The organism is Umezawaea tangerina, from assembly GCF_003002815.1.
In the GTDB taxonomy this organism is placed as follows: domain Bacteria; phylum Actinomycetota; class Actinomycetes; order Mycobacteriales; family Pseudonocardiaceae; genus Umezawaea; species Umezawaea tangerina.
In genome coordinates this window covers 521,410-535,735 of the sequence record NZ_PVTF01000003.1, presented here as the reverse complement: position 1 = coordinate 535,735, position 14,326 = coordinate 521,410, and the positions used below count along the sequence as shown (strand labels likewise).

Genomic DNA, 14,326 nt, shown 5'->3' with positions numbered 1-14,326 from the left:
CGTGTGCCCACCTACGACAGTGATCTTGATCTTGCCCGCCTGCTGGCCGACGCCGCGGACCTGATCACGACGTCCCGCTTCCGCGCGCTCGACCTCGTCGTCGACCGCAAACCCGACCGCACGCCCGTCACCGACGCCGACACCGCGGTCGAGGACGCGGTGCGCGCACTGCTCACCGAGCACCGGCCGGACGACGCCGTCGCGGGCGAGGAGCGGGGCGGCACGATCGACGGGGGCCGCACCTGGGTGCTGGACCCGATCGACGGCACGAAGAACTTCCTGCGCGGCGTTCCCGCGTGGGCGACGCTGATCGCGCTGGTCGAGGACGGCACGCCGGTCGTGGGCATGATCAGCGCCCCGGCGCTCGGCCGCCGCTGGTGGGCGGCGTCGGGGACGGGCGCGTTCTCGTCCGACCCGTTCGGGCAGCGGCGGCTCTCGGTGTCCCGCGTGGCCGCGCTGGAGGACGCCTACCTGACCACGACCCACTTCGGCTCGTGGGCGAAGCACCACTCGCAGGACGCCTACCTGGCCCTGATGGACGCGACCTGGGAGAACCGGGCGTTCGGCGACTTCTGGTCGCACTGCCTGGTCGCCGAGGGCGCGATGGACATCGCCGCCGAGGCGATCGTGAACCCGTGGGACGTCGCCGCCGCGCAGGTGCTCGTCACCGAGGCGGGCGGCCGGTTCACCGACCTCAAGGGCGTCGGCCGCTACGACCGGGGCAGCGCGCTGTCCACCAACGGCCTGCTGCACGAGGAGGCGCTCAAGGTGCTGCGGGTGGGGTGAGCACCCCCACGGCACCCCGCACGACCTGCGCCCAGACCAGCCTGCCGAACAGGTAGTGGCAGGCCACGTCCTCGCCCGCGAACCGGGCCCAGTCGTACCGGTTGCCCTGCTCGCGCCAGAACACCTCCCACCCGTCGCCGTCGCGGGTGAGGCACCAGGCGTTGTCGGTCTCGGCGCCGATGGACACGACGTCGTCGGGCACGCCGACGGTCCGCAGCCAGCCCGCGATCGACTCGGTGTTCATGACAGCTCCATCAGGTAGCCCAGCGCGACGAGGTCGGCGACCGGGTAGGTCGTGCGGTAGCGGGTGCCGCCGCCGGGCTGGCCGAACCACGGCGCCGAGACCGTCCGCCACACCGGCAGCGGCTGGCGCACGACGTAGCGGCGGTACCCGGCGGCTAGGTGCTCCGGGGGCAGCGAACGGGCGGCGAACCGCGTGCCCAGGGTCGTGAGCACCCGGCCCTCGTCGGTGCCGAAGCGGTCCAGCTCGGACCCGGCGGGCAGCACGTCGGGCCTGCCGGCCTCGTAGCCGCCTTCCGGGAAGGTGTCCGCGTCGGGCCAGACGTGGCCGAACGGCTCGGTGGCGCGCAGGTACCTCCCGTCCCAGTCGCGTTCGTGCAGCCCGGCCTGCGGGTCGTAGCCCTCGCTGAGCTGCCGCACGAGCGGGTGGTCCGGTCCGAGCGCGGGGGTCCGGGCCGGGACCGGCTGGGCGGAGCGGGTCGAGACCAGGTCCGCGTGCGGGTGGTCCTGCGGGCGGAACCGCAGGCCGTCGGACTCGACGCTCCCGCTCGACCCGGCCGTCGGGTCGGTCTGCTCGCTCGGGCGGGGGCTGGCCTTGGGGGCCGTGCCGCGCGGGAAGGCGTGCAGGTAGACGAACGCCGCCACGTCCGGGGACGAGGTCTGGGACGCGCCCTGGTCGGGCTTCTTCAGGTCCTTGGCCGCCGGGTTCGTCGACTGCTGGGACTGCTGGGACTGGCTCGACTGCTGGGACTGCTGCTGCGACGGCGGGGTCCTCTGCTCACCCCGCTGCTGGGCCACCGTCTGGTCCGCACCGCGCTGCACCGCGCCCTGGTCCGCGCGCTGCACCGGCGTGCCGACGACCGCGCCACCGCTGCCGCCACCGGTCGCGACCGGTGCCGACGGCGCCGCGGGTGCGGCCGGGGCTGCGGTGCCGAAGCTCGGTGCCTGGGTCGGCCCCTGGACGGGGACCGCGGGAGCGGCCGGTGCCTGCGGCTGGGCGGCCGCCTGCGCGGGGGCCTGGAGCTCGGTGGGCAGCAGCGGGCGGTCCAGCAGGGCCGCCGAAGCCTGCGTCACGGTGCCGTCGGAGGTGCCCACGATCGGCTGGATGGCGTCGAGCGGCGCCTGGACCGGCGGGGCGCCGAGCACCGGGGCGACCGGCGGCCCGTCCAGGACGCCGGCCACCGGCGGGACGAGCGCGGTCGGGACCTGGAGCGGCGGCGAGGCGAGCACCGGCTGGGCGGCGGCGGGCACGGCCTGCACGGCGCCGTCCACCGGCGCGAGCACCTGCGGCGCGAGGTCGACGACCGGTGCGGCGATCTTCGGCACGGCGTCGGCGACCGGGGCCACGACGTGCGAGGCCAGGTCGGTCACCGGCGCGGCGACGGCGGGCACGACGTCCGCCACGGGCGCCACCACGGCGGGCACGACACCCGCCACGGGGGCGACCACCGCGGGCACGACGTCGGCGACCGGCGCCACCACGGCGGGGACGACGTCCGCCACCGGGGCGACCACGGCGGCGACCGGGGCCGCGACGGCCCCGACGGTGTGGTCGAGGGTGCCGCCGACCACGTCCAGCAGGCCGCCGTGCGAACCGGGGTTCGCGTTGACCGGCGGCGTCGTCGAGCCGACGTCCACGCCGCTGTCCAGCCGCACGGACGAGGCCAGGGTGTTCGTCAGGTGGTTCACGTTCGCCGTGGCGCCCGCGAGCGCGGTGTCCAGGCCGAGCAGCGCGGTCGGGTGTCCCGCGGACGCGCACTGCTGGGCGGCGTCGTTGTTCTTGGCCAGGTCGACCAGCTCGCGGACCAGCGCGACCTTCGTGGCGCCGATCTGGTCGGCGCCGTGCTCCAGCCGGTCGGCCGCCGCGTGGCAGCCCTTCGCGGCGGTGTTCAGGTCGCCGTCCGGCGCGACCACCCTGTCCCAGTGGCCGCGGGCCGCGTCGGCGGTCGAGCCGGTGATCGAGGTCAGCGTCCTGGTCGCGGACGTGTCGGACTCGCCCGCGAGCCCGGTGATCCGGGTACCGGCCTCGCGCCACGCCGTGGCCGACGCGCGCATCGCGTCCTCGTCGGCCTCCGGCCACTTGACGCCCGCCTTCGCGGCCACGTCGGCGAGTTCCGGTGGAAGTTGGATGCCCATCGTCGCGCCCCTCAGCTGTGGACGTCGCGCAACGTGCCCGCGGCGCCGCCGTCGACCTGGCCGTACGTCTGCGCGGTGGCGGCGAAGCGCTCGCCGACACCGTCGAACCTGGCGGAGATCCCGTCGAGCTTGCCGAACGACTCCTGGGCCGCCGCCACGTGGCCGCTCGCGAAGCTCTGCCCGATCTCGTCCGCGCCCCAGCACACGCCGAACGAGTCGAGCGCCCCCGACAGGTCGGCCGCGATCCTGCCCGCCTGCTCGGCGAACCCGGTGAACTCGCCCGCCCCTTCGGCGAGCTTGGCCCGGTCGACCTCGAAGCCGGTCATCGCGTCCCCCTCATGTCGTCCAGCCAGCTGTCGCGCAGCCCGAAGTCCTCGTCCTCCGGCGCCGGGCGCCTCGGCGCGGGCGGCGGGGGCGCGATCTCCTCCGGCTTGAGGTCGGCGGTGCCGCGCACCAGCGCCGCCGGATCGGTGTCCGCGGGCAGCACGGGCGCCAGCGTCCGGTACGTCCGCTCGGCCGCCTTCGCCGCGGCCGCCTCGGTGGTCCGCAGGACCAGCTCGGCCAGCCGGTCGGGCCGGTGCGCCCGGTAGGCGTTGTCCGCCAGCTCCAGCCCGATGAGCACCCCGCCGGAGCCGACCGTCGCGGTCACCGTGCCGTCGGGGCTGGTCACCGAGGCCGTGATCGAGGCGAGGTCGCGCTGCACGGACGCCAGCTGATCGCGGCTGCGCCGGTAGTCGGCGAGCAGCTCCTCCACCTGGGCCCGGTGATCTGACGTCACGGCCACCTCCGGTTCACGCGCGTTGGACGTGCCACACGACGAACAGGTTCCCACCGCGCGGGTGGTTGTATCTCCCCCATGAGCACGATCGCCTTCGAAGACCTCGCACCCGGACGGATCATCCCCCTCGGCGAGGTCACCGTCGACCACGACGAGATGCTGGCCTTCGCCGAGCGCTTCGACCCGCAGCCGTTCCACCTCGACGAGGAGGCGGGCAAGCGCTCGGTCCTCGGCGGCCTCGCCGCGTCCGGCTGGTTCACCGCCTCGCTGTGGATGCGCCAGTACGTCGACCACGTCCTGGCCGACTCCACGTCGCAGGGCTCACCCGGCGGCCGCGAGCTGTCCTGGCTCGCCCCGGTGTTCGCGGGCGACGTGCTGCGCTGCGAGCTGGAGGTGGTCGGCGCGCGGGTGTCCCGCTCCCGCCCCGAGCTGGGGCTCGTGGAGATCTCCGGCAGGGCCACCCGCAACGGCGAGGTGGTGTACCGGCTGACCTTCACCGGCATCTTCGCCACCCGCGGCTGACCTCAGCCGCGCAGCGCCCGGACCACGTTCGAGGGACTGGGCCGCCCCAGCACGCCCGCCATCCACTTGCTGGTGTCGGCGAGCTTGTCGAGGTCGACGCCGTGCGCGATGCCCAGCCCGTCGAGCATCCACACCAGGTCCTCGGTCGCGAGGTTGCCGGTGGCCGACTCCGCGTACGGGCAGCCGCCGAGGCCGCCCGCGGACGCGTCCACCGTCGTCACCCCGCACTCCAGGGCCGCGTAGGTGTTGGCGAGCGCCTGCCCGTAGGTGTCGTGGAAGTGCACCGCCAGCGGCTCGACCGAGTCGAACGCCGCCAGCAGCGCCTTGACCTGACCGGGGGTGGCGACGCCGATGGTGTCGCCGAGCGAGAGCTGCGAGCACCCCATGTCCAGCAGCCGCTCGCCGACGACGACGACCTGCTCGCGCGCGACCGGCCCCTCCCACGGGTCGCCGAAGCACATCGACACGTAGCCCCGCACGGCCAGGCCCTCGGCGCGGGCCCGTGCGACGACCGGGTCGAACATGGCGAACTGCTCGTCCAGGGTCCGGTTGAGGTTGCGGTTCGCGAAGGTCTCGGTGGCGCTGGCGAAGATCGCGATTTCCCGCACGCCCGCGGCCAGCGCCCGGTCGAGCCCGCGCTCGTTCGGCACCAGCACCGGGTAGGTCACGCCGGGCCGCTTCTCCAGCCCGGCCAGCAGCTCCTCGGCGTCGGCCAGCTGCGGAACCCACTTGGGGTGCACGAAGCTGGTCGCCTCCAGCACGGTCGACCCGGCGTCGGCCATCCGGTCGAGGAACTCGAGCTTCACGCCGACCGGGACGACCGCCGACTCGTTCTGCAGCCCGTCGCGCGCGCCCACCTCCCAGATGGTCACCCGCTCCGGCAGGCCCGAACCGGGGACCACGTCGGGGAGGTCGACCTCACGCGCGCCCATCGGCCACAGCTCCAGGTCGGTAGTCGTCGTCCGGGTTGTCGTTGACCTCGCGGTAGAGCAGCGAGTGCACGCGTTCGACGTTGGGGATGTCGTCGAACTCCAGCGGCTCGTCCGACGCCGACTCGATGATCAGCGTGCCGCAGCCCAGCACCCGGTCCAGCAGGCTGTGCTCGAACCGGACGCTGTTGATCCGGGACAGCGGGATGTCCAGCCCGGTGCGCTTGAGCACGCCCTCGCGGGCCATCACCCGGTCGCTGGTCACGATGAAGTGCGTGGTGCGCCACCGGATGACCGGGGTCAGCGTGAGCCACATGACCAGCACGACGCCGATCACGACGATGGCGATCTGCGCGATGCCGCCCCACGACTGGCCGGAGACCAGCGACGCGAGGAACGCGCAGGCCGCGACGACCACGAGGAGGAGGAACACCGGGAGCAGGAGCATCTTCCAGTGCGGGTGCTTGTGGATCACGACGTGCTCGCTGGGGCTGAGCAGGTCGTCGGGGTACGCCACGGCGATCCTCCGGGTGTGCAGCACTGAACGGACGAGCCACCGTACCGCCGGGGAGCGGGGGCGGTCGGGACCCACGGCCGGTTCGTTATGCCGGGCGGAGGTGAACGACGTCACCCGCCGAGACCGGGTGGTCGACGCCGTCGTCGCGGCGCACCACCAGCGTGCCGTCGACCGCGATGTCGTGCCCGGTGCCGACCAGCTCGGAGGAACCGGTCAGCTCCACCCTCACCCGCTGGCCGAGCGTCGAGCAGTGCGCGCGGTACTCGTCGAGCAGCCCGGACGGCCGCGGGTCGCCGCCCGACTCGCGCCAGGCCGCCTCCAGCTCGCCGAGGTGCACCAGCAGCCGTCCGGCGAGGTCGGTGCGGTCGAGCTTCGTACCGCCCTGGTCGGCCAGCGACGTCGGCACCAGCCCGCCGGGGCCGGGCTCGACGCCCTCGGGCAGCGGGGCCACGTTGAGGCCCATGCCGACCACGACCGCCGCGCCCACGTTCTGGGCGAGCACCCCGGCGCCCTTGGCACCGGACTGGCCGAGCAGCAGGTCGTTCGGCCACTTCAGCGCGGCCTTCACGCCGACCGAGTCGGCGAGCCGCACCAGCGCGACCCCCGCGATCAGCGTCAGCCACGGCAGCCGCGCGGGCGCCACCCCGACCGGCCGGAACAGCACGCTCACGTACAGCCCGCTGCCCGGCGGCGAGATCCACGTCCGCCCGCGCCGCCCCTGCCCCGCGGTCTGCTCGTCCGCGATCAGCACGGTCCGGTCGACCGCGCCCCGCGCGGCCGACCGGGCGAGGTCGGTGTTGGTCGACTCGGTGCTGGCGACGACGGCGACCGAGGCGTAGGGCCCTACCAGACGCGCCCGCAGCGCGTCGACGTCCAAAGGCGTGATCACCCGCGCCAGTCTAGGAAGACGTCCTCCCCGCCGCCGGTCGGAGCGGGACTCGCGGCGGGGAGGACGCGGAAATCCTGCAACCTCGACCTGGCTGGAGGTCAAGCCGGGCGGTTCCCGAGGGCCGGATCCGGGCCCGGACGCCCGACCCAGTGACCTGAGCTACTGATCAGTACATGAGCCCCGGACCTGTGGTTAGGCTGCGGGGATGAGCAGTGCGACGGAACCCGTCGGCGACGAGGCCGACGTCCACACCACGGCCGGGAAGCTGGCCGACCTGCACCGGCGCAACGAGGAGGCCGTGCACGCGGGCTCCGCGCGCGCGATCGAGAAGCAGCACGCGAAGGGCAAGAAGACCGCCCGCGAGCGCATCGACGCACTGCTCGACCCCGGCTCGTTCATCGAGCTGGACGAGCTGGCCCGGCACCGCTCGACCAACTTCGGACTGGAGAAGAACCGGCCCTACGGCGACGGCGTGGTCACCGGGTACGGGACCGTCGACGGCCGTCCGGTGTGCGTGTTCAGCCAGGACGTCACGATCTTCGGCGGGTCGCTCGGCGAGGTGTACGGCGAGAAGATCGTCAAGGTCATGGACCTCGCGCTGAAGACCGGCAGGCCGCTGGTCGGCATCAACGAGGGCGGGGGCGCGCGGATCCAGGAGGGCGTCGTCTCGCTGGGGCTGTACGGCGAGATCTTCCGCCGCAACGTGCAGGCGTCGGGCGTGATCCCGCAGATCTCCCTGATCATGGGCGCGAACGCGGGCGGCCACGTGTACTCGCCCGCGCTGACCGACTTCGTCGTGATGGTCGACCAGACCTCGCACATGTTCATCACCGGCCCGGACGTGATCAAGACCGTCACCGGCGAGGACGTCGGGTTCGAGGAGCTGGGCGGCGGCCGCACGCACAACACGAAGTCCGGCAACGCGCACTACCTGGGCAGCGACGAGGACGACGCCATCGCCTACGTCAAGGAGCTGCTGTCCTACCTGCCGTCGAACAACCTGGCCGAGCCGCCGGTGTCCGACGCGCCCGAGGACCTGCTGCACGGCCCGCTGGAGGACTCGGTCACGGAGTCCGACCGGGAGCTGGACGCGCTCATCCCGGACTCGGCGAACCAGCCCTACGACATGCACAAGGTGCTGACGCGGGTCCTGGACGACGGCGAGTTCCTGGAGGTGCAGCCGCTGTTCGCGCCGAACATCCTGGTCGGGTTCGGCCGGGTGGACGGGCACGCGGTGGGGATCGTGGCGAACCAGCCGACCCAGTACGCGGGGTGCCTGGACATCGACGCGAGCGAGAAGGCGGCGCGGTTCGTCCGGACCTGCGACGCGTTCAACGTGCCGGTCGTGACGTTCGTGGACGTGCCGGGGTTCCTGCCGGGGACCGACCAGGAGTGGAACGGGATCATCCGGCGCGGCGCGAAGCTGATCTACGCCTACGCCGAGGCCACGGTCCCGCTGGTCACCGTCATCACCCGCAAGGCCTACGGCGGCGCGTACGACGTGATGGGCTCGAAGCACCTCGGCGCGGACGTGAACCTGGCCTGGCCCACGGCTCAGATCGCGGTGATGGGCGCCTCCGGGGCGGCGAACATCGTGCACCGCAAGACGTTGGCGAACGCCGTGAACGAGGGCGAGGACGTCGACGCGCTGCGCGCCCGGTTGCAGGCCGAGTACGAGGACGCGCTGTGCAACCCGTACGTGGCCGCCGAGCGCGGGTACGTGGACTCGGTCATCCCGCCCTCCTACACCAGGGCGTACGTGGCTCGGGCGCTGCACATGCTGCGGGACAAGCGGGAGGCGCTGCCGCCCAAGAAGCACGGGAACATCCCGCTGTGAGCGGCGACGAGCGGCCGCTGCTGCGGGTGGTGCGCGGCGAGCCGGACGACGCCGAGCTGGCGGCGCTGACCACTGTCGTGGCGGGCCTCGCGTCGGCCACCGCACCGGCGGAGACGCCGGAGCCCCGGTCCACCTGGGGCGACCCGGCCCGCCGGGTGCGGGTGCCGCTGACCCCCGGACCGGGGGCGTGGCGGGCTTCGGGGCTGCCGCGCTAGGCCGGGTGCCGCGCTAGGCGGGGTGCCGCACGCACGCCACCGTGCGGCTGTTCACCTCGACCGGGGTGGCGCCCAGCACGACGACCTCGCGGCAGCGCGTGCCGACCGACGGCACGTGCAGCCGCAGCAGCATCCACACGGCCATCCCGCTGGGCTGGACCTCGGTGTCGAGCACCTCGACGTCGCCCGCCGCGACGGCCGTCGGGACGCCGGTGAGGTTGCCCAGTGAGGCCGCGTCGGCGCGGGCGGCCGTGACGACGGACCGCATGACGCGGTCCTCGGCGACGTCGGCGGAGTCGGCGAACGGCCAGACGGGCACGCCGTAGCCGATCGGGTCGGCGGCGAGCACGCGGCCGACCACCAGCACGCCGGCGACCACGGCCGTGAGGACCGCCGCGACGGCCAGGCGGGAGCCGCCGGGCCGTGGGCGCGCGGTGACCAGTTCCCAGCGCTTCACCACGCCCAGCGTGCCGAACCCCACACCGCGCCCGCATCGGTAGTTCTACGCGACCGTGCATATACTCCAGATCGAATAATCACGAACGGAGCAAGAAGCATGTCCGCGATCCGCCCCTTGGCGATGGTCGTCCTCGAACTGCTGCACGAAGCCCCGATGCACCCGTACGAGATCCAGCAGAAGATCCGGCACCGGCAGCTCGGCCGGTTGACGAAGGTGACGGTCGGGTCGCTCTACCACGCGGTGGAGAAGCTGGAGAAGGACGGGCTGATCGAGGTCGTGGAGACGTCGCGGGAGGGCAGGCGGCCGGAGCGGACGACGTACCGGCTGTCCGCCGCGGGCCTGGACGTGTTCCAGGAGGAGGTGCTGGGGAGCCTCTCCGAGCTCGCCCCGGAGTACCCGCGGTTCGCGATGGCGTTGCAGCACCTGCACACGCAGCGCCGGGACGCGGCGATCACGGAGCTGCGCAGGCGCGTCCACGGGCTGAAGAAGAAGATCGCCCTGATGGACGCGGCGATCGCCGACCTGGAGCTGCAGCACGTCGAGCCCATGTACTGGCTCGACTACACCTACGGCCGCACGATGCGGCAAGCCGAGCTCGACTGGGTCGAGCGGCTGATCGACCGGCTCGTGAACGACGAGCTGACCTGGCCCGAAGCGGTCGTCCGCCGCCTCGACGAACTTGAGGAGGACCGGCGATGAGCCGGCAAGCCAACCCGTGGGCCGCGCTCTCCGCGCTGTGCATCGGCTTCTTCATGATCCTGCTCGACACGACGATCGTGAACGTCGCGATCCCGTCCATGATCAAGGACCTGGACGCGGGCCTGAACGAGATCATCTGGGTCAACAGCGTCTACCTGCTGACCTACGCCGTCCCCTTGCTGCTGACCGGCAGACTCGGGGACAGATTCGGGCCGAAACGCCTGTTCATGGTGGGCCTGGTGGTGTTCGTCGGCTCGTCGCTGTGGTGCGGGATGTCGACGTCCGTCGAGATGCTGATCATCGCGCGCGGTGTCCAGGGCCTCGGCGCGGCGATGATGACGCCGCAGACGATGGCGTTCATCACGCACCTGTTCCCGCCGGCCGAGCGCGGCGGGCCGATGGGCATGTGGGGCGCGGTCGCGGGCGTCGCGACGGTCACCGGCCCGCTGCTGGGCGGTTTCCTGGTCGACAACTTCGGCTGGGAGTGGATCTTCTTCGTGAACGTGCCCGTCGGCGTGGTCGCGCTGGTGATGACGGCCGTGCTGGTGCCGGACTGGCAGCCGGGGCACAGCCACAGCTTCGACCCGCTGGGCATCGCGCTGTGCTGCGTCGGCCTGTCGCTGGTGGTGTTCGGCGTGCAGGAGGGCCAGCACTTCGCGTGGGGCGAGGTGTGGGGCCCGGTCACCATCCCGGAGGTCATCTCCGCCGGTGTCGTGCTGCTGGTCGCGTTCGTCGTGTGGCAGGCCCGCAACCGCAAGGAGCCGCTGCTGCCGCTGGCGATCTTCGCCAACCGGAACTTCTCGCTCGGCAACGTCGCCAACGTGATGATCGGCTTCGGCGTGACCGGCCTGTTCCTGCCGCTGATCATCTACATCCAGTCCGTGCTCGGGCTGTCGGCCGTCGAGTCCGGTCTGCTCACCGCGCCGATGTCGCTGCTGTCCGGCGTGTTCAGCGCGATCGCGGGCAAGCTGTCGGACCGGCCGTGGGCGCGGTTCCTGCCCGCCACCGGGTTCACGCTGCTGGCGGTCGGCGTCGCGCTGCTGTCGTGGCGGCTGGAGCCGGGCATCGCGAGCTGGGAGCTGATCCCGGAGCTGCTCGTCTGCGGCGCGGGCCTCGGCCTGGTGTTCGCGCCGCTGGCCAACATCTCCACCCGCGGTGTCGACCGCAGGCTGATGGGCGCCGGGTCCGGCATCTTCAACACCTCCCGGCAGATCGGGTCCGTGCTGGGCAGCGCCGCGGTCGGCGTGCTGCTCCAGGCGCGGCTCGACAGCCGGATGGCCGACACCCGCGGCGACTTCCCGGAGGCGTTCACCGGCGCGGCGGGCGACACGATGTGGATGCTGGTGGCCGTGCTGCTGGTCGGCACCGCGTGCGCGCTGGCGATGCGCAGGCCCGCCGTGCCGTCAGCCGACCCCGTGCACCTCGACCCGGTCGGGCAGCAGGCCCGCTAGCCCCACCCCGGCCTCCGGCTGGTTCACCACGAGCCGCCGGAGGCCGGGCAGCTCCGCCAGCGCCGCCAGCTCGGCGGGGTGCGGCACGCCGTAGCACTCGACCTCGGTGAGGCTCGGCCAGCGCTCGACGCCGAGCAGGAGCCGGTCCGGCGGCCGGTTGTCGACCGCCAGCACCTCCAGCGGCAGGTCGGCGGGGATGGCGTCCAGCCCGCGCTCCAGCACCGGGTGGCGGACCCGCAGCGCGCGCAGCGGCGCCCCCGCGAGGCTGCGCAGGTCGGCCTGGGTGAAGTGCAGCGACAGCTCCCGGACGGTGCTGCGCGCCAACGGCGACAGGTCGCGCACCTGCGGGCACTGGGTCAGGTGCAGCACCTCCAGCGACCTCGCCGCGGTCAGCGGGCCGAGGTCGCGCAGCACGTCGTTCTGCATCAGCTCCAGCCTGCGCAGCACCGGCATGGCCGCGATCGGGTCCAGCGGGGTCACCGAGCCGAGGCAGCGCAGCACCTCCAGGTGCCGCAGGTGGTGCAGGTGCCTGATCCGGTGCCACCCGCGCACGTCGACCCGGCGCCTGCCGAAGTCGACCTCGGCGAGCACGGTCTTCGCGTAGTGCTCCGGGTCGGTCGACAGCCGCCACGCCCGCAGCAGCTCCTCCAGCACCACGGACTCGTCGACGGCCGCGAACGGCCTGATCTTCTCCAGCGCGCCCTCGCCGCCGATCATCGCGATGGCCCGCACGACGCACGCGGACTGCACGTCGGTCAGCCCGTCCGGGCTGTCCGGGAGCAGGTCGCGGACGAAGGCCCCGGCCGTGGCGAGGCTCTCGGCGGCGATCATCGTGCCGGGCGGGATCAGCCGGGCCACCGCGCGGCGGACCGCGTCGCGCACGTCGCCGCGCTTGTCGCCCGGCCCCACCACGTCCGCCTGCTCCAGGCCCGCGGCGGCGAGCAGGTGCAGGTGCTCGGCCACGTGCGGGTCGCGCCTGGCGGCGTCGTTGCCGTCCAGGAGCCCGGTCAGCACCTGGGCGCGCTCGGCGGGCCTGGCGTGGGCGACGGCCATCACGACCACGTCGTGCCAGTCGTCGCGGTGCGCGTGCTCGACCAGCACGTCCAGGTCGCCGGAGTCGACGACCTCCTTGGCCGCCAGGTAGTCGCGGAAGGTGCGGTGCACGAACCGCACGTCGCCGGGCACCGACTCGCGCAGCAGGCCGGTGCGCTCCAGGAACCGCTGGAGCACCCACGCGGGCTCGGCGTCGTGCGGCCGCAGCCCCCGCATCGCCCCGCCGATCCACGTCACCGCGACCGGCTTGGGGACGAGCTGCTTGCGGTTGCGCACCAGCGAGTACGCGAACCGCTGGAGCACCACGAGCTGCTCCTCCTTGCTGAACCGCCACTCGTCGAGCGACACGCCCCGCTGCTCGTCCCAGCGCACCAGCAGCAGGTCGAGCGCGGCCTCGTAGAGGCTCTTGCGGTCGCGCGGCAGGTGCATCCCGCCGTCCTGGTGCAGCGCGCACAGCAGCCCGCAGAGCAGCGGGCTGGACGCGAGCCTGCTCAGGTCCGGGCGCGCGGCGAGGGTGCCGAGCAGGGTGCGCTCGCAGGTGTCCTGCCACGCGATGGAGTGCTCGTCGCCCTCGTTGGCGAACCGCGCCGCGTCGTGCCACCTGGTCACGAAGTCGCGCACGCCCCGCTCGCTGAGCGGCAGCAGGTCGAAGGTGGCGAAGTCGACGTCGCCCAGCCAGTCCTCGGCCACCGCGGACGGCCGGGTGGTCACCACGTACCGGGCGCCGGGGTAGGCCGTGACCAGCCGCTCCAACCAGCTCTTCGCCTCGCCGCGCCGTTCGGAGCCGAGCTCGTCGATGCCGTCGACCAGCAGCAGCACCCGGCCCTCGCGGAACCGCGACACCACCCAGCGGTCGGGCTTCTCCTCGGCCAGCACGTCCGCCGAGACCGCGACGAGCCGTTCGGGCGTGGGCAGCGGGCCGTCGGCGAACTGGCGCAGCGGCAGGTAGAACGGCACGACCGCGCCCTGGTCACCCGCGAGCAGGCCGCGTGCGGCGGTGAGCGCGAGCCAGCGCAGGAACGTGGTCTTGCCCGCGCCCGCCGTACCCCGCAGCAGCACCCGCCGGGTGTCGTCGAACGCGGTCGCGGCGCTCACCCCGGCCCCGGTCAGCGGCGGTTCGACGGCGCTGTCCGGCGAACGCCTGCTCACCGCGAGGCTCACGTAGAAGTGGTCGAACGAGTGCGTCCCCGGCGCCCGGCCGCGCGCGACGCCGAACAGCTCGAAACCGCTGGTGGTGCGAGCGGTGTACTCGGCGTAGCGCCGTTCGAACTCCTCGGCGGCCACCGCCTCCCGGTCGCGCAGCTCGACGACGCCGTCGCTGATCCCGACCTGGAGGTCGCGCACGACCCGGTCGACCGAGCGGGCCAGGTCGGCCAAGCCGGCGCAGCTGCCCGCGAGCAGGTGGTCGTAGGCGGCCCGCTGCGCGCTCGACAGGTCGAGCGGCCCGTCCGGGTCCACCGCGCGGACGTGCGCGGCCAGCCGTTCGGCGTTCACCAGGTCGACCGGGTCGCGGGCGAGCTCGTGCCAGCGCACCCGGTGCAGGGAGGCGCGCACGGCGTCCACGACCCGCCGCCAGTCCTGCTCGGACAGACCGGGGTACTCGGCGCGGCGCAGGTCGGCCAGCTCGGCGGCGACCCGCCGGACGAGCCGGTCGGGGTCGGCCAGCGCGCGGACCTTGCGCCGGTCGTCCACGCGGTGCGCCAGCCCGCCGACCCCGCGCTGCACCAGACCGTCGAACGCCGTGCCGAACACCGCCGACAGCGCGCCGGACACCGGATCCACCACCATCACGACTCCCCAGGGGACGGTGAGGG

The 14,326-nt window shown here is 73.5% G+C and carries 15 protein-coding genes; 6 read left to right on the top strand and 9 right to left on the bottom strand.

Annotation, left to right across the window (positions count from 1 at the left end; genetic code table 11):
* Nucleotides 1–3 precede the first annotated feature (3 nt).
* Nucleotides 4–786 carry a histidinol-phosphatase gene (hisN, locus tag CLV43_RS12915; protein WP_106187332.1) on the top strand — a complete coding sequence of 261 codons (783 nt, stop codon included), beginning with the start codon at nucleotides 4–6 and terminating at the stop codon, nucleotides 784–786.
* Here the strand turns inward: hisN and CLV43_RS12910 are convergent.
* The 4 genes from CLV43_RS12910 to CLV43_RS12895 are packed head-to-tail and all read right to left on the bottom strand — an operon-like array spanning nucleotide 764 to nucleotide 3,940.
* Nucleotides 764–1,030 (bottom strand): hypothetical protein, encoded by a 267-nt coding sequence (locus CLV43_RS12910; RefSeq protein WP_106187331.1) that lies wholly within the window; start codon nucleotides 1,028–1,030, stop codon nucleotides 764–766. The genes hisN and CLV43_RS12910 overlap by 23 nt on opposite strands.
* On the bottom strand, nucleotides 1,027–3,162 hold the full coding sequence (locus CLV43_RS50030) for a TNT domain-containing protein (RefSeq protein WP_146174752.1): 2,136 nt from the start codon (nucleotides 3,160–3,162) through the stop codon (nucleotides 1,027–1,029). The genes CLV43_RS12910 and CLV43_RS50030 overlap by 4 nt, the downstream gene beginning before the upstream one ends.
* An 11-nt stretch (nucleotides 3,163–3,173) precedes the next feature.
* A complete protein-coding gene (locus CLV43_RS12900; RefSeq protein WP_106187329.1) occupies nucleotides 3,174–3,488 on the bottom strand; it encodes a hypothetical protein in 315 nt (104 codons plus the stop codon).
* Nucleotides 3,485–3,940, bottom strand: a complete 456-nt coding sequence (locus tag CLV43_RS12895) for a YbaB/EbfC family nucleoid-associated protein (RefSeq protein ID WP_106187328.1) — start codon at nucleotides 3,938–3,940, stop codon at nucleotides 3,485–3,487. Before CLV43_RS12895 ends, CLV43_RS12900 begins: the two co-directional genes overlap by 4 nt.
* A gap of 78 nt (nucleotides 3,941–4,018) precedes the next feature.
* Between CLV43_RS12895 and CLV43_RS12890 the strand changes: the two genes are divergently transcribed.
* Nucleotides 4,019–4,462, top strand: coding sequence for a MaoC family dehydratase (locus tag CLV43_RS12890; RefSeq protein WP_106187327.1), 444 nt, complete (start codon nucleotides 4,019–4,021; stop codon nucleotides 4,460–4,462).
* Between the two features lie 2 nt (nucleotides 4,463–4,464).
* On the opposite strand, the gene CLV43_RS12885 is transcribed toward CLV43_RS12890, so the two are convergent.
* The 3 genes from CLV43_RS12885 to CLV43_RS12875 all read right to left on the bottom strand — a co-directional run bounded on the left by CLV43_RS12885 (nucleotide 4,465) and on the right by CLV43_RS12875 (nucleotide 6,797).
* Nucleotides 4,465–5,394 carry a hydroxymethylglutaryl-CoA lyase gene (locus CLV43_RS12885; RefSeq protein ID WP_106187326.1) on the bottom strand — a complete coding sequence of 310 codons (930 nt, stop codon included), beginning with the start codon at nucleotides 5,392–5,394 and terminating at the stop codon, nucleotides 4,465–4,467.
* Nucleotides 5,381–5,908 carry a PH domain-containing protein gene (locus CLV43_RS12880; protein WP_106187574.1) on the bottom strand — a complete coding sequence of 176 codons (528 nt, stop codon included), beginning with the start codon at nucleotides 5,906–5,908 and terminating at the stop codon, nucleotides 5,381–5,383. The genes CLV43_RS12885 and CLV43_RS12880 overlap by 14 nt, the downstream gene beginning before the upstream one ends.
* Nucleotides 5,909–5,993: 85 nt before the next feature.
* The gene (locus tag CLV43_RS12875) at nucleotides 5,994–6,797 is read right to left on the bottom strand and encodes a biotin--[acetyl-CoA-carboxylase] ligase (protein WP_106187325.1); all 804 of its coding nucleotides are present in this window, start codon (nucleotides 6,795–6,797) and stop codon (nucleotides 5,994–5,996) included.
* Nucleotides 6,798–7,002: 205 nt separating this feature from the next.
* Here CLV43_RS12875 and CLV43_RS12870 point away from each other — a divergent pair, with 205 nt between their 5' ends.
* Nucleotides 7,003–8,634: an acyl-CoA carboxylase subunit beta gene (locus tag CLV43_RS12870; RefSeq protein ID WP_106187324.1), complete on the top strand. Its 1,632-nt coding sequence runs from the start codon at nucleotides 7,003–7,005 to the stop codon at nucleotides 8,632–8,634.
* Nucleotides 8,631–8,849: an acyl-CoA carboxylase subunit epsilon gene (locus tag CLV43_RS12865; protein WP_106187323.1), complete on the top strand. Its 219-nt coding sequence runs from the start codon at nucleotides 8,631–8,633 to the stop codon at nucleotides 8,847–8,849. Before CLV43_RS12870 ends, CLV43_RS12865 begins: the two co-directional genes overlap by 4 nt.
* Nucleotides 8,850–8,862: 13 nt before the next feature.
* On the opposite strand, the gene CLV43_RS12860 is transcribed toward CLV43_RS12865, so the two are convergent.
* Nucleotides 8,863–9,306, bottom strand: coding sequence for a hypothetical protein (locus CLV43_RS12860; RefSeq protein ID WP_146174751.1), 444 nt, complete (start codon nucleotides 9,304–9,306; stop codon nucleotides 8,863–8,865).
* A gap of 99 nt (nucleotides 9,307–9,405) precedes the next feature.
* Here CLV43_RS12860 and CLV43_RS12855 point away from each other — a divergent pair, with 99 nt between their 5' ends.
* Together CLV43_RS12855 and CLV43_RS12850 are read left to right on the top strand one after the other, a co-directional pair.
* Nucleotides 9,406–10,008: a PadR family transcriptional regulator gene (locus tag CLV43_RS12855; protein WP_106187321.1), complete on the top strand. Its 603-nt coding sequence runs from the start codon at nucleotides 9,406–9,408 to the stop codon at nucleotides 10,006–10,008.
* Nucleotides 10,005–11,459 (top strand): DHA2 family efflux MFS transporter permease subunit, encoded by a 1,455-nt coding sequence (locus CLV43_RS12850; protein WP_106187320.1) that lies wholly within the window; start codon nucleotides 10,005–10,007, stop codon nucleotides 11,457–11,459. The genes CLV43_RS12855 and CLV43_RS12850 overlap by 4 nt, the downstream gene beginning before the upstream one ends.
* On the opposite strand, the gene CLV43_RS12845 is transcribed toward CLV43_RS12850, so the two are convergent.
* Nucleotides 11,412–14,300, bottom strand: coding sequence for an NACHT domain-containing protein (locus CLV43_RS12845; RefSeq protein WP_106187319.1), 2,889 nt, complete (start codon nucleotides 14,298–14,300; stop codon nucleotides 11,412–11,414). The genes CLV43_RS12850 and CLV43_RS12845 overlap by 48 nt on opposite strands.
* Between the last annotated feature and the right edge of the window lie 26 nt (nucleotides 14,301–14,326).